Raw genomic sequence first — 22,357 nt, forward strand, 5'->3', positions numbered from 1 at the left:
GCGGCCATGACGAATGGAGCGGAGCTGCTGCATCCGGTCGTCCTGCACCACGTGGTCAACACGTTGCAGTGGCCGGCGCTGCGGCCGCTGCAGGACGCGGCTGTGCGCCCGCTGCTCGATGGCGAAGACGCTCTGCTGCTGGCACCCACCGCCGGAGGTAAGACCGAGGCGGCGATGTTCCCGCTGCTCTCCCAAATGGGGCAGGAGAACTGGTCGGGCACGTCCGTCCTGTACGTGTGCCCGCTGAAGGCACTGCTCAACAACCTGCTGCCCCGTCTTGAGACCTACACCGGGTGGCTGGGTCGTCGCGCGGCGCTCTGGCACGGCGACGTGACGATGGGAAGGCGGCGGAAGATCCTCCGCGAGCGACCCGACGTCCTGCTCACCACGCCCGAGTCGCTTGAGTCGATGCTGGTCAGCGCTGCCGTCGATCACGACGAGTTCTTCAGCCAGGTGCGGGCGATCGTGGTGGACGAGGTGCATGCGTTCGCCGGTGACGATCGGGGTTGGCATCTGCTGGCGGTCCTGGAACGTCTCTCCCGGGTGGCGGGTCGGCCCGTGCAGCGGATCGGCCTCTCCGCCACCGTCGGGAATCCCGACGAGCTGTTGAGTTGGCTGCAGGGCTCGGGCCGGGATCAGCGACCGGCGCGCGTGGTGGCACCTGGCTTCGAGGCGCCGGTTACCGCCGCGCCGACGCCCCGTCCCGCGGGTGACGTCGAGTTGGACTACGTCGGGTCCGTGCACAACGCGGCCAAGGTGATCGCAGCGCTGCACCGGGGCGAGAAGCGGCTGGTGTTCTGCGACTCCCGGGCACTGGTCGAGGACCTCGGCCAGCGGCTGCGTGCGCTCAACGTGACGACGTTTCTCTCCCACGCCTCGCTCTCGGTCGAGGAGCGGCGGCGCGCGGAGGAGGCATTCGCACAAGAGCGGGACTGCGTCATCGTCGCCACCAGCACGCTCGAACTGGGCATCGACGTCGGGGACCTCGACCGGGTCATCCAGATCGACGCCCCACGCACCGTCGCCTCCTTCCTGCAGCGGATCGGTCGCACCGGCCGGCGACCGGGCAGCACCCGGAACTGCCTCTTCCTCGCGCTGGACGGCGAAGGGCTGCTGCACGCCGCCGGACTGCTTCATCTTTGGGCACAGGGCTGGGTCGAGGCCGTCGTGCCGCCGCCCGAACCGAGGCACATCGTCGCGCAGCAGATGCTCGCGCTGTCCCTGCAGCAGCATCGGGTCGGAGACCAGCTGTGGCCGGGGGAGTGGAACGGGCTCGCGCCGTTCGACAAGAGCGCCGAGGTGATCGTGCGTGGCCTTGTCGATCGCGGCTACCTCGACCAGGACTCAGGAATGCTGTTCATCGGGCCGGAGGCTGAGTTGCGGTTCGGGCGGCGGCACTTCATGGACATGCTGGCAGTCTTCACCGCGCCGCCGCAGTTCACCGTGTTGTCCGGCCGCACCGAGATTGGTCGTACTGACCCCGCGCTGTTGACCGCGAAGGTCGAGGGCCCACGCCTGCTCCTGCTTGCCGGCCAAAGCTGGCGGGTCACCTACATCGACTGGAAGCGCCGTCGATGCTTCGTCGAGCCCGCTGACGGAGGGGGCAAGGCACTCTGGATGACCGGCGGCACACCGCAGGGCTTGTCGTTCCGGATGGTTCGCGCGATGCGGGAAGTGCTGCTCGGCGTGGATCCACCAGTCGCCCTGACCGGTCGTGCCCAGACGAGGCTCGCCAGCCTCCGGCAGGAGTTCGAGGCGCTTGTTCACCCCGGAGGCACCCTGGTCGTCCGGGGCAAGGACGGGGACCTGCGGTGGTGGACCTGGGCCGGCTACCGGGCCAACGCGACAGTGATTTCCAGCGTCAGTGACATCGCCGACCCCAACCAGCGGTACGACGATGCCTCGATCCGCCTGCGACCCGATCTTGATCGGGAGATCCTGCGTCAGTCGTTGGCCGACGCCTCAGAGCGGATCTGCCTTCCCGACGTCAACCCGAAGGCGCTGGCGGGCCTCAAGTTCAGCGAAGCGCTGCCGGAACGACTGGCGGTGGCCACCCTGGCGGCCCGGCTTGCCGACATCCCGGGCGCCGAGGCCGTACTCGCCGAGCAGGCCCGCATGTCCCACCTGATCGGCGACTGAGCGGGCCGTCACACGTTCCGGTCGACGAGGGCGGTGCCCAGCGGGGTCCGGCGGTAACGGACCTCGCGGCGGTGCCGCTCGCCGACCACCAGACCCGCGTCGCGTAACACCGTCAGGTGTTCGGACACCGTGCCGGCCGGCGGGCTCCTCCGTGGCACGGCTTGTGATCATCGGGTGCGCCGTCGATGTCGGCGCGGCGGGATGCGGCAGACTGTGCCACGTGAGTCCAGTGAGCCGTGGCCGGCGCCGCACCACCAAGAAGCGATCAGTGCGCGGCGGGGCACCACTCGTCGTCGGCGAGCCCGAGGAGTGTGACTGCCCGTACTGCGCCGGCGGGCAACTCACACCAGAGGAGGCCCGCGGCCTGGCCTCCGATGCGGTCGACCTCGACGCCATGCAGGAGCCGCTCGACCTGGAGATCGCGGCCTCGATGTTCCTCGCGATCGGGGGCGCCGTCGGCGACGACTTCGACCGGGCGTTGCGGGAGCTGTTCGTGCCGACGTTCGAGGCGCAAGCCGTCCCGGCGGCGCGGGCGATGCTGGCGGGGATCGCCGCCGTCGCCGATGGCGAGGTGAGCCGCGCCGCGACGGAGGCGGCCGGAAGACTCGCCCGCGTCACCGTCCCGGCCTGGGTCGCGGAGCTGGACGCCGCCGGGACGGTGCAGGACTGCCGCCGCTTCGTCGACCCGGCGGGCGGGACGTTCATGCTGGTGGGCTGGTTCCACCGGGCAGAGCGCTCCCACGTGGTCGTCGTCAGAGTCGACGAACTCGACTGCGGAGCCGCTCGCGACATCATCCTGATCGACGGTGATCAGTGGGATGAGGCGCATGAGGCGCTCCTGTTCGACCTGCGTGCCGGCGGGGTCGACGTCACCGAGGAGAAGCTGCGGCCCGTCGACTTCCGGGCGGCCGTGGAAGAGGCGATGGACATCCGCGCCGACCACGATCGTGATGCCGAGGATCCAACCGAGGTCCTCGAGGAGGACGGCCCCGGCTACCCGGCGCTGGCCCTGCTGCTGCGCAGCTGGATGCGTACGCTTCCCGCGCCCCGGCGCCGCCGGGGCCACGGTCACGACGGCGAGCTGGATGCCGCCTCCCTCTCCGAGCTGCTGAATCTCCTGAGCCCGCCGGGACGGGGTCGTGGCCTGCCCGCTCCCCGGCGCCCTGCCGCTCTGCCCGCGAAGCGAAAGAAGTCCGACGGACCGGCCCCCATCTACCAGATCAAGGTGGGTTTGCGCGGTGCCCGCCCGCCGATCTGGCGGCGCCTCGAGGTGCCCGCGGACATCAGCCTCGCCCGGCTGCACGGGATCATCCAGGTCGCCTTCGGCTGGACCGACAGCCATTTGCACGTGTTCGAGACCCCGTACGGCAGCTTCGGCCGCCCCGACGCCGACCTCGGTCACCGCGCCGCGTCGCGGGTCACCCTGGAGCAGGTCGCGCCGACCGCTGGCGACAAGCTGCGGTACACCTACGACTTCGGCGACAACTGGGAACACGACATCCTCGTCGAGAAGGCGCTCGACCGGGACCCGTCGGTGGCGTATCCGCGCTGTGTCGGCGGGCGCCGCGCGGCGCCGCCGGAGGATTGCGGCGGTGTGTGGGGATACGCCGAGCTGGTGGAGATTCTGGGCGATCCCACCCATCCCGAGCACCGCGACCGGCTGGACTGGCTGGACCTGGACGACCCGACCAGCGTCGACCCGGCCAGCTTCGACCCCGAGGCGGTGACCGCCGCCCTACGCCGGCGACGGTGACCCCCGTGCCCTCTGATCCGCCTTCGTGTGAAGCGGCCGCGGGTCAAGCCAGGAGAACCGTTACGCCGGCGGTGCGGAGGTCCGCCACGATCCGCTCGTCGGCGGCGTCGTCGGTGACCAGGGTGTGCACCGCGGACGCGTCGCAGATCTTGGCGAAGGAGTGCCGGCCCAGTTTCTCCGAGCCGGCCACGACCACCACCTGGCGGGCGCGGCTGACCATCAGCGCGTCGATGCCCGCCTCGCTCTCGTCGTGGCACGACGTTCCGTCCGCGGAGAACCCGTCGACGCCGAGGAAGAGCACGTCCAGCCAGAGCGACCGCATCACCATGCTGGTCAACGGCCCGGTCAGCTCGTACGACTGAGGCAGCGCGACCCCGCCGAGGATGACGGTGCGCACGGACGGCCGGAGCACCATCTCGGTGGCGATGTTCAAGGCGTTGGTCACCACCGTCAGGGCCGGCCGGTTGGTGGCCTGCGCCAGCTCGGGCCGGGCCGCGAGGTGCCGGGCGGTGGCCGAGGTCGTGGTGCCGCCGTTCAACCCGACGACGCTGCCCGGTTCGACGAGCCCGGCGGCGGTCGCCGCGATGCGTTCCTTGGTGCTGCGGTCCCCGCGGTGCCGGTAGCGCACCGGCAGGTCGTACGCGACCGAGCTGGCCACGATCCCGCCGTGGGTGCGGGTCACCAGCTGCTGCTCGGCGAGGGCCGTGAAGTCACGGCGGACGGTCGCTTCGGAGACCTGTAGGGCGGCCGCGCCCTCGGCGACGGAGAGCCGCCCGCCCCGCGCGGCCAGGATCTCCAGCAGCGCCTGCAACCGGCGGGACCGGTCGGCCATCCCTCCCGCGGCGGCCCCCGGCGTGGTCTCGGTCGAGGTCACGGCGCTGCCCCCGTCGACGCCAGGCCGCTGTCCGCCCCGGCCGCCGCGTCGCCGGACACCACCCGGCAGAAGCGCGCCACGCACTCGGCCATTGCCTCCCGGGCCGGTGCCAGCCAGCGTCGCGGGTCGACCATTTCCGGGTGTACGTCCAGGGTGCGGCGCACGCTGCCGGTGAGGGCCACGTTCAACGCCGTACCGATGTTCACCTTGCCGATGCCGCCGGCGACGGCCCGGCGCAGCTCCGCGTCGGGAACCCCGGACGAGCCGTGCAGCACCAGCGGCACCGCGACCGCCGCCCGCAGCCGCTCGATCAGATCGTGGTCCAGCATGGCGCTGCGTACGGTCATGGCGTGCGCGGAGCCGACCGCGACCGCGAGCGCGTCCACAGCGGTCTGCGCCACGTACGACGCGGCCTCGGCCGGTTCGGTACGGGCGCCGGGGGCGTGCGGGTCGACCGGAGGCTCGCCGTCCTTCCCGCCGACCGTGCCCAGCTCGGCCTCGACCCAGAGCCCGTGTGCATGGGCGAACTCGGCCGCGGCCCGAGTGGCCGCGACGTTCTCCTGGTACGGCAGCCGGGAGGCGTCGATCATCACCGAGCCGAAGCCGTGCTCCGGCGCCTCGCGCCACAGGTCGGCGGAGACGACGTGGTCGAGGTGCAGCGCCACGTCGACGGAGGCGCTCGCCGCGACGGCCCGCGTCGCGGCGGCGATCGGTGCGAGCCGACGGTGGAACCGAACGGCGTTCTCGCTGACCTGGAGCACGACGGGCCGACCGGCGGCCTCCGCACCGGCGACGATCGCCTCGGCGTGCTCCAGGGTTATCACGTTGAACGCGCAGACCGGTCCCGCGGCGACGACCTGTCCGGTCGGGACGAGTGGCATCACATCTCCTTGACGATCACGGACCGGCGCAGCTGCCGGTAGTCGGACAGGTCCACGCTTCCCGCCACCGGCGCCCGGACCGCGGCGGCCGACAGCGCGACCGCCTCGGCGAGCCGTTCCGGCCAGGGGCGCTGCCGGAGCAGACCACGGGTCAGCGCGGCGACGCAGGCGTCTCCGGCGCCGGTCGGGTTGCCGGCCACCGGCCGCGGCACGTACGCGTGCCAGGCGCCCTCGCCGGTCACGGCGAGCAGCCCTTGCGGGCCGAACGAGGCGACGACGGTACGGGCGTCGAGCGCGCGTACCGCGTCGAGCGCGGCGGCCGGCCGGGGCGGTGCGTCCCCGACGAGGCCGGCGAGCTCCTCGGCGTTCGGTTTGACGAGGTCCGGGCGGGCGTCCAGACCGTGGCGCAACGCCTCCCCGCTGCTGTCCAGCACGGTCCGCGCGCCGGCGCGCCGGGCCGCCTCGATGAGTGTCCGGTACGCGTCGACCGGCACCCCGCCGGGCAGGGAGCCGGAGAGCACCACCGCCGCTACGCCGCGTACGAGGTCGGTGAACCGGGTGCGGAAGGCGTCCCACTCGTCCGGGGTGACCGTCGGCCCGGGTTCCCACAGTCCCGTCGCCGAATTCGGCTCCGCGACGACCACGGTGCGCCGGGACTCGGCCACGATCGGCACGAACCGCTCCGGCACCCCCTCGTCGGCCAGCAGGGACCGGATCCGTGTGCCGCACGCGCCGCCGGCCAGGCCGGTGGCCACAACGGGGACGTCGAGGGTGTGCAGCAGGCGGGCGACGTTGACGCCCTTGCCGCCCGCTCGTTCGTCCACCCTGGCCACCCGGTGGGTGGCGCCGGGCGTCAGGGTGGGCACGTGGTACGTCACGTCCAGCGCCGCGTTGAGGGTGACGGTGAGGATCCGTCCGGCCGGCGTCTCGCTGCCCGCGCCCTCGCCCTCGCCGCTCACGTCAGGATCACCGAACGGGTCAGGTGGCGAGGCTCGTCCGGGTCAAGCCCCCGTCGGGCGGCCAGGGCGACGGCGAGTCGCTGCGCGCGCACCAGCTCCGCCATCGGGTCGCGCTCGCTGTGCACGAAGGTGGCCCCGGTGGCGGACACCTGCTCGGGAAGTCCGGCCGGTACCGCTCCGAAGCCCCATACCGCGCGGCCGGGTCCGGCCACGGCGATCGGGCCGTGCCGGTAGTCCATCGCCGGGTACGCCTCGGCCCAGAAGCCGGCGGCTTCGCGGCACTTGAGCGCCGCCTCGTGCGCGAGGCCGACCGTCCAGTCCCGGCCGAGGAACGTGACCTGCTCCAGCGCCGCGGGATCCAGCGGCAGGGGAGCGGTCAGGGCCTCTGTCGCGTCGCGTACCGCCTGGTCGAGGTCCTGGCCGAGGTGGGCCCGCAGCATCGCCAGCGTGGTCGTCGCGAACCGGGTCTGCACCACGGACTTCTCGTCGGCGTACGGCAGGCAGAGCGGTTCGTCCACCAGGGGCACCGCCGGCGACCGGGGATCGCCGAGCACGCCGGAGCTGGGTGTACGGCCCCGGACGGCGCGCAGCACGTCCAGCACCTCGGTGGTCGTGCCGGAGCGGCTGATCACCAGCACCCGGTCGTAGCTTCGCCGCGCCGGGAACTCCGACGCCGGGTACGCGTCGGTCTCGCCGAGACCGGCTCCTTCGCGGAGCCCGGCGTACGCCATGGCGATGAACCACGACGTGCCGCAGCCGACGACGGCGACCCGTTCGCCGGGGCGTGGCAACCGCCCGGCGAGAGTCGCGGCCTGCGCGGCTGCTCGTTGCCAGCATCGGGGCTGGCTGGCGATCTCCTGCTCGACGTGTGTCATGGCGCTCCGAACCGCTGCCCACGGCGCATCTCGCCCGGCGCGAAATCGCGCGATCTGGCGGCCATCCGAGCGTAAACGGTCAGCCTCAAGCGTGGCAATCCATGAATTCTGATCCAGTCAGGTCCTGCCGAAGGTGGCAGACCACCCCTTGCCATCGATGCCTGTCTGATCGACACTGCTCACTGAACGACGCAAGCAGGCAAGTTCGATCAGGTCCCCTTCAGGTAGGGAGTGATCACGTGACCCCGCCAGCCCAGTTCAATCCGTCCCGCCGTGACCTGCTCCGGTCCGGTGCCGTGCTGGGCGCCGCAGCCGGTCTCACCGGCGCCGTGGGCGCCCCCGCCGACGCCGACCCGGGGGCACACGAACCGCCCCGCGGCCGCGGCGAGAAGAGCATGGTCGACGTACCGTTCGAGGGCTTCGAACAGGTCCGCGTCGGGCTCATCGGTCTCGGCAACCGCGGCGGCGACCAGGACCGCCGGTTCGCCGCGGTCGCCACCGTCACCGCCGTCTGCGACATCCGCCCCGACCGGGTCGAGCGGACGATCAGCCGGATCATGCAGCAGGGCTTCCAGGACAAGCCTCCCGTCGGCTACTCCGACGGCGAGGAGGACTTCCTCAACCTCGTCCGGCGCGACGACATCGATCTCGTCTACATCGCCACTCCCTGGGAGTGGCACCACCCGATGGCCAAGGCGGCCATGGAACACGGCAAGCACGTCGCCGTGGAACTGCCGATCGCCCCGCAGCTCGACGACATCTGGGACCTGGTCCGGACCTCGGAGCGCACCCGCAAGCACTGCATGCTGCTGGAGAACGTCAACTACTTCCGGCCCGAGATGGCGATGTTCAACATGGCCCGGCAGGGGATCTTCGGCGACCTGCAGCACGCCTCCGGCGGCTACGTCCACGACCTGCGTTGGCCCTACCTGTTCGGCGGCGCCTACCACCCCGAGCACTGGCGGCGTCGCTGGCAGACCCGGATGAACGCGCTGCACTACCCGATGCACGGCCTGGGGCCGGTCTCGGCCGCCCTGGGCATCAACCGCGGCGACCGGTTCGAGGAGCTGCTGGCCGTGGCGTCCGTGCCCAAGGCGCTCGCCCTGTTCCGCTCCGAGGATCCGCGGGTCGAGCCCGACCACTCGTCCTGGGACGACCGGCCCTACATCTCCGGTGACCGGCACACCTGTTTCCTCACCACCACCAGCGGCCGGTTCATCCGCGTCGAGCACGACGTGAACTCACCGCACCCGTACAGCCGCGAGACCACCCTCACCGGCACCCGAGGCTCGATCGAGCTGGACAACTCCCGGGTCTACCTGGAGTCGCTCGGTCACGACAACCACACCTGGCGGACGGGCAACGAGTACAACGCCATCCTGCGGCAGCACGACCACTGGCTCTGGCCCACCCTGGAGGAACTGGCCGACCAGTACGGCGGTCACGGCGGCGGGGACTTCGTCTCCATCTGGCGTCTCGTCCAGCTGATGCGCCTCGGCATGACCCCCGACATCGACGTGTACGACTCGGCGGCCTGGTGCTCCGTGATCCCGCTCAGTCACGAGTCGCTCAAGACCGGCCGGATGCGCCCGGTCAAGATGCCCGACTTCACCCGTGGGCACTGGCAGCGGGCGCGGCCCACGTTCGATCGGCCGAAGCCCGAGGACCCGTGGTTGAAGAACGGCTGAGCCGGCCTGCTGGCGCCGCGCCGTCCGCTGGGCGGCGCGGCACCCGGCCGTACGCGATCACGTCTGGACGGTCGGATCGCCGTCGGCCGCGGCGTCGCTCTGTGTTGCCGCCGGTGGGGGTGCGGGCTGCCGGGGCACGTCACGGGGCGTGTCGCGGGGTGCTTGGCGCGCGTCGCGGGGCCGGCGCGGTTCCGGAGGCGGTTCCGGCACGGGCGGCGGCAACTGGTCGAACCAGTTGCCGGCGCGAGGTCGTTCGGCGAGCAGATCCTCGATCCACTGCGCGGCGATGCGTTGCAGGCCCATCATCCTTCGGGCCGCGTCGACCAGCCCCTCCTGCGTCTGCGGACCGGCCTCGGTGGCGGTGTCGGCGTACTCGCGCAGAACGGCCGCCCAGCGTTGGGCGAGCTGCTGCGCGCTGCGGGCCCGCGCGAGGTGCAGCTCGTACTCGGATTCGAGGGTGACCAGACGTTGCGAGTAGGGCAGCAGCGCCTGCTGGACCCGCTCGTCGAGCCGTACCCAGGCGTCCGGTCTGCCGGTCACGGTCCCGTCGGCGTGAGGCCAGGTCCAGTTTGCCTCGCCGATCGCCCGCTGGAGATCCACCTCGAGCTTGCCGGCCTGCTGCGGTGCGGTGGTCCGGGCGAGGTCCGCGGCGAGGCGGGTGAGCTGCTGCACGGCGACCGGCTGAAGGCGCTGCGCGTGCCAGCTGAGCGACTCCGGCCGCAGACCCTCGGCGGACCAGGCGAAACTGGCCCGGATGACGAACGCGTAGATGTAACCCTCCGCGGGCACGATGATCTCCGCGTCCCGACGTTGGATCAGCCGCACGGGCGCGGCCGGGGGCAGGGGCGCGTACGCCGCCGTGGGTTCCAAGCCCCGCAGCAGGGCGACGGTCTGCCGCCAGCGCTGCGCCAGCCACTTCCCGGCGCGGGCGCCCGTCCGGCGGCTCCGGTCGAGCGCGCTCGCGGTGGCCCGCCGCCACCGGTCGCCGGGCGCCGGTTCCGGGTTGGGGGCGTCTGTCATGTCACCCCTTCCAACGCGGTGGTCGGGAAGCTCGCGCCGAACGGAGCCGGGCCGCCGACCCGCTCGGTGGGGGTTCCGTCCTCAAGGTGAACAACGGTCGATCCGCGGTGACCGACTCGGGAACAGCGGTGATCGACTCGGATCCTTGACGTCGTGTCCCGCGGCCGGGGAGACCCCGACATCAGTGAAGGCGAGTTGATCGTGGCTGCCCCCGAATTCGGGGCAGCTCGGCAGGACCCGCTGATGGTGCCGACCGGACCCGACGGGCCGGGTTCAGGCGGGCGGCAGCGTTGGGCGGCGGCATCGGGCGCGATGCGAGCGCCGAACGCAACGGCAGGTCTGCGCGTCAGTGGTGGTGGGCGGGCTGGTCCAGGATCGCGCTGAACCGCTCCTCGGCCAGGTCGAGCTGGCCCAGGATGTGCGCCTTCACCTCGGTCGACAGGGGAGTGTCGGGTCGCGTGACCAGCTCCCGGTAGACCGGGACCAGCGGCCGGTACTTGCGGGCGGAGGACTCCACCTTCGGCCCCACCGTGTGGATCACACCCACCCCGTTGTCGGTGAAGTCTGACACCTTGATCACCCGTGCCCAGGGATCCCGGTCGAGGCTGGCGGCCACGTGCTCGCGGTACTGCTCGTCGCGGTCGCGCGTCGGGTCGTACTGCGGATTGGTGACCGCGGCGACCAGGCGGGCGACCCGCGGCCCGAACCGGGCGGCGAGCGTCGCCAGCGCCGCGGGAGTGAGGTCGTCGCCGGCGGCGACGTCGCCGGCCAGCTCGGCCGGATGGTCCTCGACCGTGTCGTGCAGCAGCCCCGCCACGATCACGTCGACGTCCCGCACCTGGTAGTGGTGCATCATCCGGATCGCCACCCGCAGGAGGTGGTTCAGGTACGGCTCGCGGACCCGGCGGTCGTCGCGGTGCAGCTCGGCGGCGAGATCCAGGGCGGCGGTCAACCGCTGCTGAGCCGTCTCGTCGAAGGACCGGATCTCCAACCGGAAGCGCTCCAGCAGGCCCGGCTCACCGTGGATCTCGGTGATCGCGTGCATCGGCATGCTGCCCAGGTACGGCGGGAAATCCATGCGTCACTTATAGCCGATCATCACCGGGCGGGCTGTCCCGCAGCGCCGTGGCGGGGGGTCGGCGGTGACCATGGCCGGACCGGACCGCCGCTGCGCCATTGCCGCCTGGTGAGCTGCGCCGCAGCCACCGTGGCGTGCCGGCGCGGCCGGTGGGCGGTCGCCGTCCGGTTGATGGACGATCAGGTGTCGGTGTACAGGCGTGGGTGAGGGGACGGTGATGGTCCGGATGGGCTGGTTGCGGGTGGCCGCCGAGCGGCTGCGCCACGGCTGGCGGCCGGTGGTCGAGGCGACCCTGGCCGCCACGGTCGCCTGGATCTTCGCCACCCGGCTGCTCGGGCACCCGGAGCCGTTCTTCGCGCCCGCCGCCGCCCTGATCGTTCTCGGTCAGGCCCGAGGGCAGCGGTTGCGCCGGGCCGTCGAGGTGGTGCTCGGGGTGGCCGGTGGCGTGCTCGTCGCCGACCTGGTGATCCAGGCCCTCGGTCGAGGCAGTACCGGGACGGTCTTCACCGTCATCCTGCTCACCGTCGTCCTCGCCGCGGCGGTCGGCGCGACCGGGGTGAGCCTGGTGCAGGCCGCCGTCTCCGCCCTCTACCTGGTGGTCGTCGCGCCGCCGGCCGAGGGGCTCGTGCCGTTCCGGTTCGTCGACGCGCTGATCGGCGGCGGGATCGCGCTGGCCGCCAGCCAACTGGTCGACGCCCGTCATCCGATGGCTCCGCTGGTCGCCGAGGTCCGCGGCACGTTCGAGGAGATGGCCGGGCTGCTCACCGACATCGCCGACGCGCTGAACCGGCACGACGAGCCGGCCGCGCGAGCCGCGCTGGGCCATGCCCGCGAGATGGACGCCCGGGTGGATCGGCTGCGCGAAGGCGTGCTCGCCGCCGGCGAGGCGCTCTGGCTGCACCTGCGCCGCCGTCGGCACATCGGCCGGCTGCGCTCGGTGGACACCTCGATCCGGCAGGTCGACTTCGCCGTACGCAACGTCCGGGTGCTCGCCCGGGCCGGGGTGACGCTCGCCCGCCAGCCCACGGCGGTGCCGGCCGATCTGGGGGTGGCGCTGCGCTCGTTGGCTGCGGCGGTCCGCGCGGCCGGAGAGGCGCTCGCCGCCGACCTCGAGGGACGCGACGAGGTCGCCGACCGGCACGCCGCGCGGGCCGACCGCGCGGCGCTCGTCGCCGTACGCACCGCCGGTGGTCTCTTCACCCCCGGCCGATCCCTGCCCCTTGTGATGATCATCGGACAGGTCCGCGCGACCGCCATCGACCTGCTCCGTGGCGTCAGCGCCGACGACGACCGCACCCTCCTCGGGCGCGTCGACGAGGCCATCGGCCTCCCCCCGGTCTGACCCACCCACCCCGTCCTTGCCCCCCTCCTTGCCCCATTGATCATGTAGTTATTGCCGGGACACGCCGTGGTCGAGGGCAATAACTTCATGATCAACCCGTCCGGTGGGGGTGGTGAGGGGTCAGCCAATCGGCGGCGGCGGCGCGGATCTCCTCGGGGACCTCGTGGCCGCCGGGGAACTCCTGGTAGGTGACGTCGTAGCCGAGTTCGCGCAGGCGAGGTACGAACCGGCGGCTGCACACGTCCACCGGAAGCACCCGGTCGTCGACGCCGTGCGAGACGAACACCCGCGGCCGGCCGTGCGTGACCAGCGGCGCCGAGAAACCGGGGGAGAAGGCCACCACGCCGGCGACCAGGTCGCCGTTGGTCAACCCCAGCGAGAGAGCGTACGACGCGCCGTCGGAGAAACCGCCGAGCACCACGTCCTGGACCGGGTAACCGGCGAAGACGGACGCCAGCAGACCGTCGATGCGGCGTACGTCGGTCCCGAACCCCTCGGCGATGAGGTCCCAGCTGCTCGCCGCGGCCTGCGGCGCGAGCAGCAGCAGGTGGTGCGCGTCCGCGACGGGTAGCAGCAGGTCCAGCCCCTGGCGTGCCGACCCGCCGGCTCCGTGCATGATCACCACCAGCCGGTACGGCCGGTCCTCGGACCGCGCCGGGGCGTACAGCAGCGCGAGCGGCCTGCCGTCGGCGTCGGTCATCGGGATCAGGCCGATGGTGGCCGGACCGACCGGCAGGCCGGGTCGGGCGGTGAGCCGACCGTGCCGGTGGATCTCCTCCGGCTGCCGGTGCGGCGGCGCGGGTTCGGACACGGGTCACCGCTCCTCGCTGTCGGCGGATGTGCGCGCCGGTTACCCGCCGGGTTGCCGATTAACCGCCCGCCCCGCCGCCTCGGCCCCGTTGCCGCTCCGCCGGCAACGATCACGGGGCTCCCTTGCGGGTATGACGGGCGGTACGGTCGGAACGGGCTTGTGGTGAGAGCGTTCTCAGGTGTGCGATCGAGCCGAGACGCCGTCCGATGGAAGGGAAAGGCTCCCGTGAGTGCCGCCACCGCATCCCCCGCCGATCCGGCGACCACGTCGGCGGTGCCCCGGGTGGTGCGGGCCGCGCGCAACGGGGTGGCCATCGTGTTCACCCTCAACGGTCTTGCCGTGGCCACCTGGTTCTCCCGAGTGCCCGCCGCCCGCGAGGAACTGGGGCTCAGCGCCGGACGCCTCGGGCTGCTCCTGCTGGCCGTCTCGGCGGGCGCGCTGCTCGCGATGCCCACCGCCGGGCTGCTGACCCAGCGGCTCGGCACCGCCCGGTCGGTACGGCTGGCCACCCTCGTGGTGGCGCTCGGCCTCGCCTGGGCGGGACTGGCCGCCGGCCTGACCGGTTCGGCGCTCGGCGTCGCGGTCGGCCTGTTCGCCTTCGGCTACGGCTCCGGCACCTGCGACGTGGCCATGAACGTCGAAGGCGCGGCGGTCGAGCGGCGGTTGGGCCGCACGATCCTGCCCCGCTTCCACGCCGCCTGGAGCCTCGGTTCGGTGGCCGGGGCGGGCCTCGGCGCCGGCGCCGCGCGGCTCGACGTTCCGGTCGGCGCGCACCTCGCCGTGATCGCGGTGCTGGTGCTGGCCGGCACGCTGTACGCCGCCGGGCTCTTCCTGCCGGCGGTGGAGACCGGAGTCGGCGCCGCGACGCAGGCCGGCCCGGCGGCCCGGCGCCGTACCCTGCTCGCCGTGTGGCGGGAGCCGCGAACCCTTCTCATCGGCCTGCTGGTGCTGGTGATGGCGTTCACCGAGGGCAGCGCCAACGACTGGCTCGCGGTGGCCTTCGTGGACGGCCACGACCTCAGCGAGGCGGCCGGCGCCGCGGTCTTCGGCGTCTTCGTGGTGGGCATGACGTTCGGGCGCACCGTCGGCACGATCGCCCTCGACCGGTGGGGCCGTGTGCGGGTGCTGATCGTGGCGATCCTGCTCGCGGCGGTAGGGGCCGTCCTCGCGGTCCTCGCCGGTTCCGGGCCGGTGGCCATCGTCGGGGTCGCGCTCTGGGGCATCGGGGCGTCGCTGGGCTTCCCGGTGGGCATGAGCGCCGCCGCGGACGAGGAGGAGAAGGCGGCCGTACGGGTCAGCGTCGTCGCGGTGATCGGCTACACGGCGTTCCTCGGCGGGCCGCCGCTGCTCGGCATGCTCGGCGACCGGGTCGGCATCCTGCACGCGCTGCTCGTGGTGCCGCTGCTGCTCGTGCCGGCGCTGGCGCTGGTCCCGGTGATGCGCAAGCCCCGCCCGACCGTCGCGGCCTGACCCGGGCGGTCCGGCCCGACTCCGGCTGCGGCCGGCCACACCGCTCGGCGCCGCAGGCGGGTGAGGGTGGGTGCGTCTGGTCCGGGGGGACGCCGGTGAGGGTGGCCGCGTTCGGTCCGAAGGATGCGCGTGACGGTGATATCTGAGAGGCATGAATATGCCTCTCAGATATCACCGTTGTCGGGGAAATGGCGTCGGAGGCGCGGGCGGGCCGGTGCGGGTCAGTCGTGTACCCAGACCCGCAGCGGCCCGGCCGTGCGGAAACCGACCCGCAGCGCCGGGGCGAGGTCGTCGCCGGCCTCGTAGCCCACCAACGTGGCACCGTCCGTGGCGGCGCGGAGCCCCGCCCAGATCGGCGATACGTCGTCGGCGACGTTGAACACGTTCGACACGCCGGTCACCGCGCCGCTGCGGTTGAGCACCGCGCCGCCGGTGACCGTGCCGTCGTCGCTGTACCGGGCGAGCACGGTGACCCGGGGGTCGTCCAGCAGCGCCGGGCGGAACAGCTCACCGCCGCCGTGGGCCGCCGCCCAGGTGGCCAGCTCGTCCGGCGTGCCGACCAGGGTCAGCTGCGATCCCGACTCACCCGTCGGATCGGTCGCCCGGTCAGCGGCCGCCCGGTGGATCCAGTCGGCGGTGAAGAGCACCCGGAAGCCGTACGGTCGCAGGTCGAGGTCGGCGAAGCTGTCCTTGACCGACGCGCCCGGCCCCGGGTCGATCCGGCCCAGCAGCGACTCGGCGGCGACGCCGGACCGCAGGGTGACCGCGTCCGGGTACCAGCGCGGGGAGCGGCGCGGCACCGACCAGGCGTCAGCGTCGGTGCGGCCGGGCAGGCCGTGAGCCGCGCCGACGATGTCGCACCACTCGGCGTTGTTCCGGGCCGCCGACGCCCGGTCTCCGGACACCGCCCGACTCTAACCGCCTGCCCACGGCGGCCAGCGTCCTCCCATCGGGCTCGCAGGGTATTGACAGGTAGTGGTGCTGAACTGGAGGGACGCCGAGGGAGAGGAGCCGGGCATGGGCTGGTTCAACCGGCGGCCCCGGGCCGCTGACGGGACCCCGACGAAGCTCGACCGGGAGGCGACCCGGGACGACCTAGCCGCGCTGGAGGCGTTCATCGCCAGCCGCCGCGGCGTCGAGTTCTACCTGGAGCCGGAGACCACCGCGACCGACACCACAGTGGTGGCGGTCGCCTACGACGGGGAGTGGATCCGCCGCCGTACCGGATCGCCCCGCGCGGCGGCGGCCATCGCGCGGCGGCACGCCGTCCCGCTGTACGAGGCCGCCCGAACCGGCTACCCGGAGCGGATGCGCGTCTGGAACCGGGCCCACCCCGAGCGCCGGCTCCGCTGACGGCGGGCTCCGGGGCCGGTCGGCACCGATCAGTCGGCGCTCGCCGCGGAGCGGGCCTGCGCCAGGGTCATCGGCTCGCCGTGGCTGGAGACGTACCGATCATCACACTGCCGTGTTCGTCGGCCACCACTGCGACGCCGGCCTGGACGGCCGCCGGGTCCGGATCTCCGGGGCAGAGCCACACCCGTCCGGCGAGGTGCTGGAACCGCATGCCGATGATGGCGACCTTACGCGCTGGCCCCGCCCTCGGCGGCGCTCGGGGAGCAATCCGGCGCTGGTCGCCTCGTCGGGGTGGCGTTGACCGGCCGGGACCGGTGTGGCAGCATTCGCGGCCTGACGGCAGTGAAGGAAGCCGGTGCGATTCCGGCGCGGTCCCGCCACTGTCACCGGGGAGTGATCCCCCCTCGTGAGTCACGGCCGTGCGTGCACGGTTGGAAGGCCGGGGGTGAGCGTCGATCCGGGAGCCAGGATACTTCGGCCGTCGGGATGTGACCCCAGGGCGTGGAAACCCGAGGAGGACCCGATGACGCACCGCGTCCACAGCGCCGGCGGCGATCGCCGTGACCGGCGCGCAACCATCAGCGCGCCCCCGCCGCATCGTGCCCGGCGCGCCACCCATCCCGGCATCGCCACGCCGACCGGCCACATCGGAGCATCGGTCGGCACACCCTCGCGCGCCGGTTGACCATTACGCCACGTCGACGGTGAACCGCCGGCCCCGGCCGGCTCGCCGCCTCCGCTGAGCCCCGTGCCAACCACCCCTCAGCCCGACCGTCACTACGGCGACCGGGCGTCACTCTCCGGAGTCATCCGTGCGTACCCTGTTGCTCTCCACCTCCGACACCGACCTGCTCGCCGCCCGCGCCAGCGGCGCCGACTACCGGCTGGCCAACCCGGCCCGCGTCGACGCCGAGTCCGTGCCCGCGCTGCTCGACGGCGTCGACGTCGCCGTCGTACGGCTGCTCGGCGGCCGGCCGGCGTGGCCGGACGGCCTGGCCGCGGTGCTCGCCTCCGGTGTGCCGACGGTCGTGCTGAGTGGCGAGCCGACGCCGGACGCGGAGCTGATGGCGGCCTCCACCCTGCCCGCCGGAGTGGTGACGCAGTCCCTGGCGTACCTGGTCGAGGGCGGCCCGGAGAACCTCGCCCAGCTGGCCCGGTTCCTCTCCGACACGATGCTGCTCACCGGCGAGGGTTTCGCGCCGCCCGCGCCCACCCCGGCGTACGGCGTCCACGGCGACCGGGCCACCGACCCGGGCCGGCCGACCGTCGGCATCGTCTTCTACCGGGCGCACGCGCTCGCCGGCAACACCGCCTTCGTGGACACGCTCGCCGACGCGGTGGAGGCGGCCGGCGCCAACGCGCTGCCCGTCTACTGCGGATCGCTGCGTGGCCTGACCGAGGGCGCCGGACCGTTGGCGCTGCTCGCCCGCTGCGACACGCTGCTCGTCACTGTGCTCGCGGCCGGCGGCGCGGTGGCCGCGGACGCCTCCGCCGGCGGCGACGAGGACGCCTGGGACGTCGGCGCGCTCGCCACGCTCGACGTACCGGTGGTGCAGGCGTTGCTGCTCACCAGCACCCGGGAGCAGTGGGCCGGCTCCGACGCCGGGCTGACCCCGCTGGACGCCGCCATGCAGGTGGCCGTCCCGGAGTTCGACGGCCGGATCATCACCGTGCCGTTCTCGTTCAAGCAGATCGACGCCGACGGCCTCTCCGTCTACGCCGCCGACCCGGAACGTGCCGCCCGGGTCGCCGGCATCGCGGTGCGGCAGGCCCGGCTGTGCCGGCTGCCGAACGCCGACAAGCGTCTCGCGATCGTGCTCAGCTCGTACCCGACGAAGCACTCCCGGGTCGGCAACGCCGTCGGCCTGGACACCCCCGCCTCAGCCGTGAAGCTGCTGGCGGCGCTGGCCGACGCCGGCTACGACCTGGGCGACGCGCCACCGCCGGACGACGGCGACGCCCTGATCCACGCCCTGATCGCCAACGGTGGCCACGACGTCGAGTGGCTCACCCCCGAGCAGCTCGCCGCCGCCGAGGCGCGGGTGCCCGGCGAGGTCTACCGACGCTGGTTCGACGAGGTGCCGACGCCGCTGCGCGAACGGATGCGTACGCACTGGGGCGAGCCGCCCGGCGAGCTGTACACCGACGGCGGTGACGTCGTCCTGGCCGGGCTGCGCTTCGGCAACGTGGTGCTCCTGATCCAGCCACCGCGCGGCTTCGGCGAGAACCCGATCGCCATCTACCACGACCCCGACCTGCCGCCCAGCCACCACTACCTGGCCGCGTACCGGTGGCTGGCCGCCCCGCCCACCGACGGTGGCTTCGGGGCCGACGCGGTGGTGCACCTCGGCAAGCACGGCACCCTCGAGTGGCTGCCCGGCAAGGGCCTCGGGCTGGCCGCAGACTGTGCCCCGGACGCCGTCCTCGGCGACCTGCCGCTGGTCTACCCGTTCATCGTCAACGACCCCGGGGAGGGTACGCAGGCCAAGCGCCGCGCGCACGCGGTGGTCGTGGACCACCTGGTACCGCCGATGGCGCGGGCCGAGACGTACGGCGACCTGGCGAAACTGGAGCAGCTGCTCGACGAGTACGCGACCGTGCAGGCTCTCGACCCGGCCAAGGTGCCGACCGTGCAGGCGCAGATCTGGCAGCTCGTGCGCGCCGCCGAGCTGCACCACGACCTGCACACCGAACAGATGCCCACGGCCGAGGACTTCGACGACTTCGTGCTCCACCTCGACGGGTACCTCTGCGAGGTCAAGGATGTGCAGATCCGCGACGGTCTGCACGTGCTCGCCGCCGTGCCGGCCGGCGACGTCCGGGTGAACCTGGTCCTCGCCGTGCTGCGGGCGCCGCAGGTGTGGGGCGGCAGTCGTGCCCTGCCCGGGCTGCGGCAGGCCCTGGCCGCAGGCTACGGGCTGGACGAGGCGGAGTTGCTCGCCGCGCCGGGCGAACGGCTGGACGTTCCCGCCGCGCTGACCGACACGGTGGCCGGGCCGGCCGTCACCGCCGCCGACGCGGTCGACCTCATCGAGGCCCTCGCCCGCCGGCTCGTCGCCGGCATGGAGACCCTCGGCTGGGACGCCGAGAAGGTCGACGCGACGGTCGCGGAGGTCACCGCGCGAGACCTGCCGGACGTGACCGCCCTGCTGCGCTTCGCCGCCACCGAGCTGGTGCCCCGGCTCGACCGGACCACCGACGAACTGGCGCACACCCTGGCCGCCCTGGCGGGCCGGTTCGTGCCGCCCGGGCCCTCCGGCTCGCCGACGCGTGGCCTGGTCAACGTGCTGCCCACCGGGCGCAACTTCTACTCCGTCGACCCGAAAGCCATCCCCAGCCGCAACGCCTGGGACGTCGGGGTGGCCCTCGCGGACTCGCTGCTGGCGCGGCACCTCGCCGACACCGGCGAGTACCCGCGTTCGGTCGGGCTCACCGTCTGGGGCACCAGCGCCATGCGTACCCAGGGCGACGACATCGCCGAGGTACTCGCGCTGATCGGCTGCCGCCCCACCTGGGACGACCGTTCCCGCCGGGTCACCGGGGTCGAGGTGGTGCCGCTGGCCGAACTGGGCCGCCCCCGGGTCGACGTCACCGTGCGGATCTCCGGGTTCTTCCGGGACGCCTTCCCGCACGTGGTCGCCCTGCTCGACGACGCGGTCCGGCAGGTCGCCGCCCTCGACGAGCCGCACGAGCACAACTTCGTCCGCGCCCACGTCGCCGCCGACGTGGCCGAGCACGGCGACGAGCGCCGGGCCACCGCCCGCATCTTCGGCTCCAAACCCGGGGCGTACGGGGCGGGCCTGCTGCCGTTGATCGACGCCCGGAACTGGCGCAGCGACGCCGACCTGGCCGAGGTGTACGCGGTCTGGGGCGGGTACGCGTACGGCCGGGGGCTGGACGGGCGGGAGGCGCGGGTCGACATGGAACGCTCCTTCGCCCGTATCGCGGTCGCGGTGAAGAACCAGGACACCCGCGAGCACGACATCGTCGACTCCGACGACTACTTCCAGTACCACGGCGGAATGGTGGCGATGGTGCGTCACCTCACCGGCGCCGCACCGGCCGCATACGTGGGCGACTCGGCGATGCCGCACGACGTGCGTACCCGGACGTTGGGCGAGGAGACCCGCCGGGTGTTCCGGGCCCGGGTGGTGAATCCGAGGTGGATCGCCGCGATGCGCCGGCACGGTTACAAGGGCGCGTTCGAGCTGGCCGCCACCGTGGACTACCTGTTCGGCTACGACGCGACCGCAGGTGTGGTCGACGACTGGATGTACGAGCAGCTCGCCGCCGCGTACGTCTTCGACCCGACCACCCGGGAGTTCCTCACCGAGTCGAACCCGTGGGCGCTGCGCGGCATCACCGAACGGTTGTTGGAGGCCGCCGACCGGGGACTCTGGGCCGAACCCGACCCGGCCACCCTGGAGCGGCTCCGGGAGACCTACCTGACCAGCGAGGGTGATCTGGAGGACCGGGCATGACCACGTTCCCGTTCAGCGCCGTGCTCGGCATGGACGACATGCGGCTGGCCCTGCTGCTCAACGCGGTCAGCCCGGCCATCGGCGGCGTGCTGGTACGCGGCGAGAAGGGCACCGCCAAGTCCACCGCGGTGCGGGCGCTGGCCGCACTGCTGCCCCCGGTCGACCAGGTGGCCGGCTGCCGGTTCCACTGCGACCCGGCCGCTCCCGACCCGGGCTGCCCGGACGGTCCGCACCCGACCGACGCCGTTGCCGAGCGACGACCGGCGCGGCTGGTGGAGCTGCCGGTCGGTGCCGCCGAGGACCGGGTGGTCGGGTCGCTGGACCTGGAGAAGGCACTCGCTGAGGGTGTGCGTGCCTTCGAGCCGGGACTGCTCGCCGCCGCGCACCGCGGGGTGCTCTACGTCGACGAGGTCAACCTGCTCCACGACCATCTGGTCGACCTGCTGCTCGACGCCGCCGCGATGGGGCGCAGCCACGTCGAGCGGGAAGGCGTCTCGGTCAGCCACGCCGCCCGGTTCCTGCTGGTCGGCACGATGAACCCGGAGGAAGGGGAGCTGCGTCCGCAGCTGCTCGACCGGTTCGGGCTCACCGTCGAGGTGGCCGCGAGCCGCGAACCGGCGATCCGGGCCGAGGTGGTCCGCCGCCGGCTCGCCGCCGACGCCGACCCGGCCGGCTTCGCCGCCCGCTGGGCCGACACGGACGCGGAGATCGCCGGCCGGGTGGCCGGGGCGCGTCGGCGGCTCGGCGCGGTACGCCTGCCGGACGCCGCGCTGCGGCAGATCGCCGAGGTCTGCGCCGCGTTCGACGTGGACGGCATGCGGGCCGACATCGTCACCGCGCGTACCGCGATCGCGCACGCCGCCTGGCACGGCCGCGACCAGGTCGGCGTCGAGGACGTGCGCGCGGCCGCCCGGCTGGCACTGCCGCATCGGCGGCGCCGCGACCCGTTCGACACGCCGGGGCTGGACGAGAAACGGCTCGACGAGGCCCTCGAACGCGCCGGCGACGACGATCCCGACGACGACCCGCCGGGCGGCCCGTCCGGCGGTGGCCCCGAGGGCGGACCGTCCGGCGGCGGACCCGGTGGCGGCTCGGGCGACGAGCGTCCGCCGGGCGACGCGAACGGGCCGACGGGCAGCGACGGACCGGCCGGCCGGGACGGGCACGACCCGGCCGGCGGGCAGACCGAGGCCCGTGCGGACGGCGGGAACGAGCCGCCCGCGCCGCAACGGGACGGGGACCCGAGCGTCGGGTCCGGCCCAGCGGACGGCGCGGGGCCCGGGGATCCCACCGGCACCGGCACCTCGGACGGCGACCCGCGCTCCGGCGGTCAGCCGGCGGCCGCACCGGTCGCGGGCCTGAAGGCCCGCCTGCTCACCGCGCCCGGCGTCGGCGACGGCGTGCCCGGCCGGCGTTCGCGCGCCCGCACCGGACGCGGTCGTACCACCGGCGCCCGGCTGCCGGCCGGTCGTCCGGGCGCGCTGCACCTGCCGGCGACCCTGCGTGCGGCGGCCCCGCACCAGGTCGGCCGGGGCCGCCGCACCGGGGCGCGGCGGCTGCACCCGGCCGACCTTGGCGAGGCGGTGCGCGAGGGGCGCGGGGGCAACCTGGTGCTGTTCGTGGGCGACGCCCG

At 73.4% G+C, this 22,357-nt stretch carries 17 protein-coding genes, 1 pseudogene and 1 riboswitch; of the genes and pseudogenes, 8 read left to right on the forward strand and 10 right to left on the reverse strand.

The window, feature by feature from the left end:
- The first annotated feature begins 6 nt into the window (after window positions 1-6).
- Window positions 7-2,139: a DEAD/DEAH box helicase gene (locus tag ABZS42_RS10980; protein WP_355143963.1), complete on the forward strand. Its 2,133-nt coding sequence runs from the start codon at window positions 7-9 to the stop codon at window positions 2,137-2,139.
- 8 nt (window positions 2,140-2,147) lie between these two features.
- Here ABZS42_RS10980 and ABZS42_RS10985 read toward each other — a convergent pair.
- Window positions 2,148-2,273 (reverse strand): annotated as a pseudogene (locus ABZS42_RS10985) (ArsR family transcriptional regulator); the annotation flags it as partial.
- Between the two features lie 86 nt (window positions 2,274-2,359).
- On the opposite strand from ABZS42_RS10985, the gene ABZS42_RS10990 reads away from it, so the two are divergent.
- A complete protein-coding gene (locus tag ABZS42_RS10990; protein ID WP_355143965.1) occupies window positions 2,360-3,892 on the forward strand; it encodes a plasmid pRiA4b ORF-3 family protein in 1,533 nt (510 codons plus the stop codon).
- Window positions 3,893-3,935: 43 nt separating this feature from the next.
- Here ABZS42_RS10990 and ABZS42_RS10995 read toward each other — a convergent pair whose 3' ends face one another.
- Genes ABZS42_RS10995 through ABZS42_RS11010 form a run of 4 tightly spaced genes read right to left on the reverse strand, consistent with a single transcriptional unit; the run spans window position 3,936 to window position 7,481 of the window.
- Window positions 3,936-4,766, reverse strand: coding sequence for a DeoR/GlpR family DNA-binding transcription regulator (locus ABZS42_RS10995; protein ID WP_355143967.1), 831 nt, complete (start codon window positions 4,764-4,766; stop codon window positions 3,936-3,938).
- Window positions 4,763-5,647 carry a class II fructose-bisphosphate aldolase gene (locus ABZS42_RS11000; RefSeq protein ID WP_355143969.1) on the reverse strand — a complete coding sequence of 295 codons (885 nt, stop codon included), beginning with the start codon at window positions 5,645-5,647 and terminating at the stop codon, window positions 4,763-4,765. Before ABZS42_RS11000 ends, ABZS42_RS10995 begins: the two co-directional genes overlap by 4 nt.
- Window positions 5,647-6,606: a 1-phosphofructokinase family hexose kinase gene (locus ABZS42_RS11005; RefSeq protein WP_355143970.1), complete on the reverse strand. Its 960-nt coding sequence runs from the start codon at window positions 6,604-6,606 to the stop codon at window positions 5,647-5,649. Before ABZS42_RS11005 ends, ABZS42_RS11000 begins: the two co-directional genes overlap by 1 nt.
- Complete coding sequence (locus ABZS42_RS11010) at window positions 6,603-7,481, reverse strand: sugar isomerase (RefSeq protein ID WP_355143972.1); 879 nt, start codon at window positions 7,479-7,481, stop codon at window positions 6,603-6,605. The genes ABZS42_RS11005 and ABZS42_RS11010 overlap by 4 nt, the downstream gene beginning before the upstream one ends.
- Before the next feature lie 239 nt (window positions 7,482-7,720).
- On the opposite strand from ABZS42_RS11010, the gene ABZS42_RS11015 reads away from it, so the two are divergent.
- Window positions 7,721-9,169, forward strand: a complete 1,449-nt coding sequence (locus tag ABZS42_RS11015; RefSeq protein WP_355143974.1) for a Gfo/Idh/MocA family oxidoreductase — start codon at window positions 7,721-7,723, stop codon at window positions 9,167-9,169.
- A gap of 57 nt (window positions 9,170-9,226) precedes the next feature.
- Here ABZS42_RS11015 and ABZS42_RS11020 read toward each other — a convergent pair whose 3' ends face one another.
- Together ABZS42_RS11020 and ABZS42_RS11025 are read right to left on the reverse strand one after the other, a co-directional pair.
- A complete protein-coding gene (locus ABZS42_RS11020) occupies window positions 9,227-10,189 on the reverse strand; it encodes a hypothetical protein (protein ID WP_355143976.1) in 963 nt (320 codons plus the stop codon).
- Window positions 10,190-10,535: 346 nt separating this feature from the next.
- Window positions 10,536-11,267 (reverse strand): HD domain-containing protein, encoded by a 732-nt coding sequence (locus tag ABZS42_RS11025; protein ID WP_355143978.1) that lies wholly within the window; start codon window positions 11,265-11,267, stop codon window positions 10,536-10,538.
- A 199-nt stretch (window positions 11,268-11,466) separates the two neighbouring features.
- On the opposite strand from ABZS42_RS11025, the gene ABZS42_RS11030 reads away from it, so the two are divergent.
- Window positions 11,467-12,609: an FUSC family protein gene (locus ABZS42_RS11030; RefSeq protein ID WP_355143980.1), complete on the forward strand. Its 1,143-nt coding sequence runs from the start codon at window positions 11,467-11,469 to the stop codon at window positions 12,607-12,609.
- A 91-nt stretch (window positions 12,610-12,700) separates the two neighbouring features.
- Here the strand turns inward: ABZS42_RS11030 and ABZS42_RS11035 are convergent, their stop codons facing one another.
- Complete coding sequence (locus tag ABZS42_RS11035) at window positions 12,701-13,420, reverse strand: phospholipase (protein ID WP_355143982.1); 720 nt, start codon at window positions 13,418-13,420, stop codon at window positions 12,701-12,703.
- 225 nt (window positions 13,421-13,645) lie between these two features.
- On the opposite strand from ABZS42_RS11035, the gene ABZS42_RS11040 reads away from it, so the two are divergent.
- Complete coding sequence (locus ABZS42_RS11040) at window positions 13,646-14,890, forward strand: MFS transporter (protein ID WP_355143984.1); 1,245 nt, start codon at window positions 13,646-13,648, stop codon at window positions 14,888-14,890.
- A 221-nt stretch (window positions 14,891-15,111) separates the two neighbouring features.
- Here ABZS42_RS11040 and ABZS42_RS11045 read toward each other — a convergent pair whose 3' ends face one another.
- The gene (locus tag ABZS42_RS11045) at window positions 15,112-15,795 is read right to left on the reverse strand and encodes a hypothetical protein (protein ID WP_355143986.1); all 684 of its coding nucleotides are present in this window, start codon (window positions 15,793-15,795) and stop codon (window positions 15,112-15,114) included.
- Between the two features lie 112 nt (window positions 15,796-15,907).
- On the opposite strand from ABZS42_RS11045, the gene ABZS42_RS11050 reads away from it, so the two are divergent.
- The gene (locus ABZS42_RS11050; protein ID WP_355143988.1) at window positions 15,908-16,243 is read left to right on the forward strand and encodes a hypothetical protein; all 336 of its coding nucleotides are present in this window, start codon (window positions 15,908-15,910) and stop codon (window positions 16,241-16,243) included.
- A gap of 67 nt (window positions 16,244-16,310) precedes the next feature.
- On the opposite strand, the gene ABZS42_RS11055 is transcribed toward ABZS42_RS11050, so the two are convergent.
- Window positions 16,311-16,454, reverse strand: coding sequence for a hypothetical protein (locus ABZS42_RS11055; RefSeq protein WP_355143990.1), 144 nt, complete (start codon window positions 16,452-16,454; stop codon window positions 16,311-16,313).
- 134 nt (window positions 16,455-16,588) lie between these two features.
- A riboswitch (cobalamin riboswitch) is annotated at window positions 16,589-16,718 on the forward strand.
- Window positions 16,719-17,055: 337 nt separating this feature from the next.
- Here ABZS42_RS11055 and cobN point away from each other — a divergent pair.
- Window positions 17,056-20,724: a cobaltochelatase subunit CobN gene (gene cobN / locus ABZS42_RS11060; protein ID WP_355143992.1), complete on the forward strand. Its 3,669-nt coding sequence runs from the start codon at window positions 17,056-17,058 to the stop codon at window positions 20,722-20,724.
- On the forward strand, window positions 20,721-22,357 hold a 1,637-nt coding region (locus tag ABZS42_RS11065), incomplete at its 3' end, for an ATP-binding protein (RefSeq protein ID WP_355143994.1). The genes cobN and ABZS42_RS11065, both read left to right, overlap by 4 nt.

The organism is Micromonospora sp. NPDC005367 (assembly GCF_040606825.1).
Taxonomy (GTDB): domain Bacteria; phylum Actinomycetota; class Actinomycetes; order Mycobacteriales; family Micromonosporaceae; genus Micromonospora.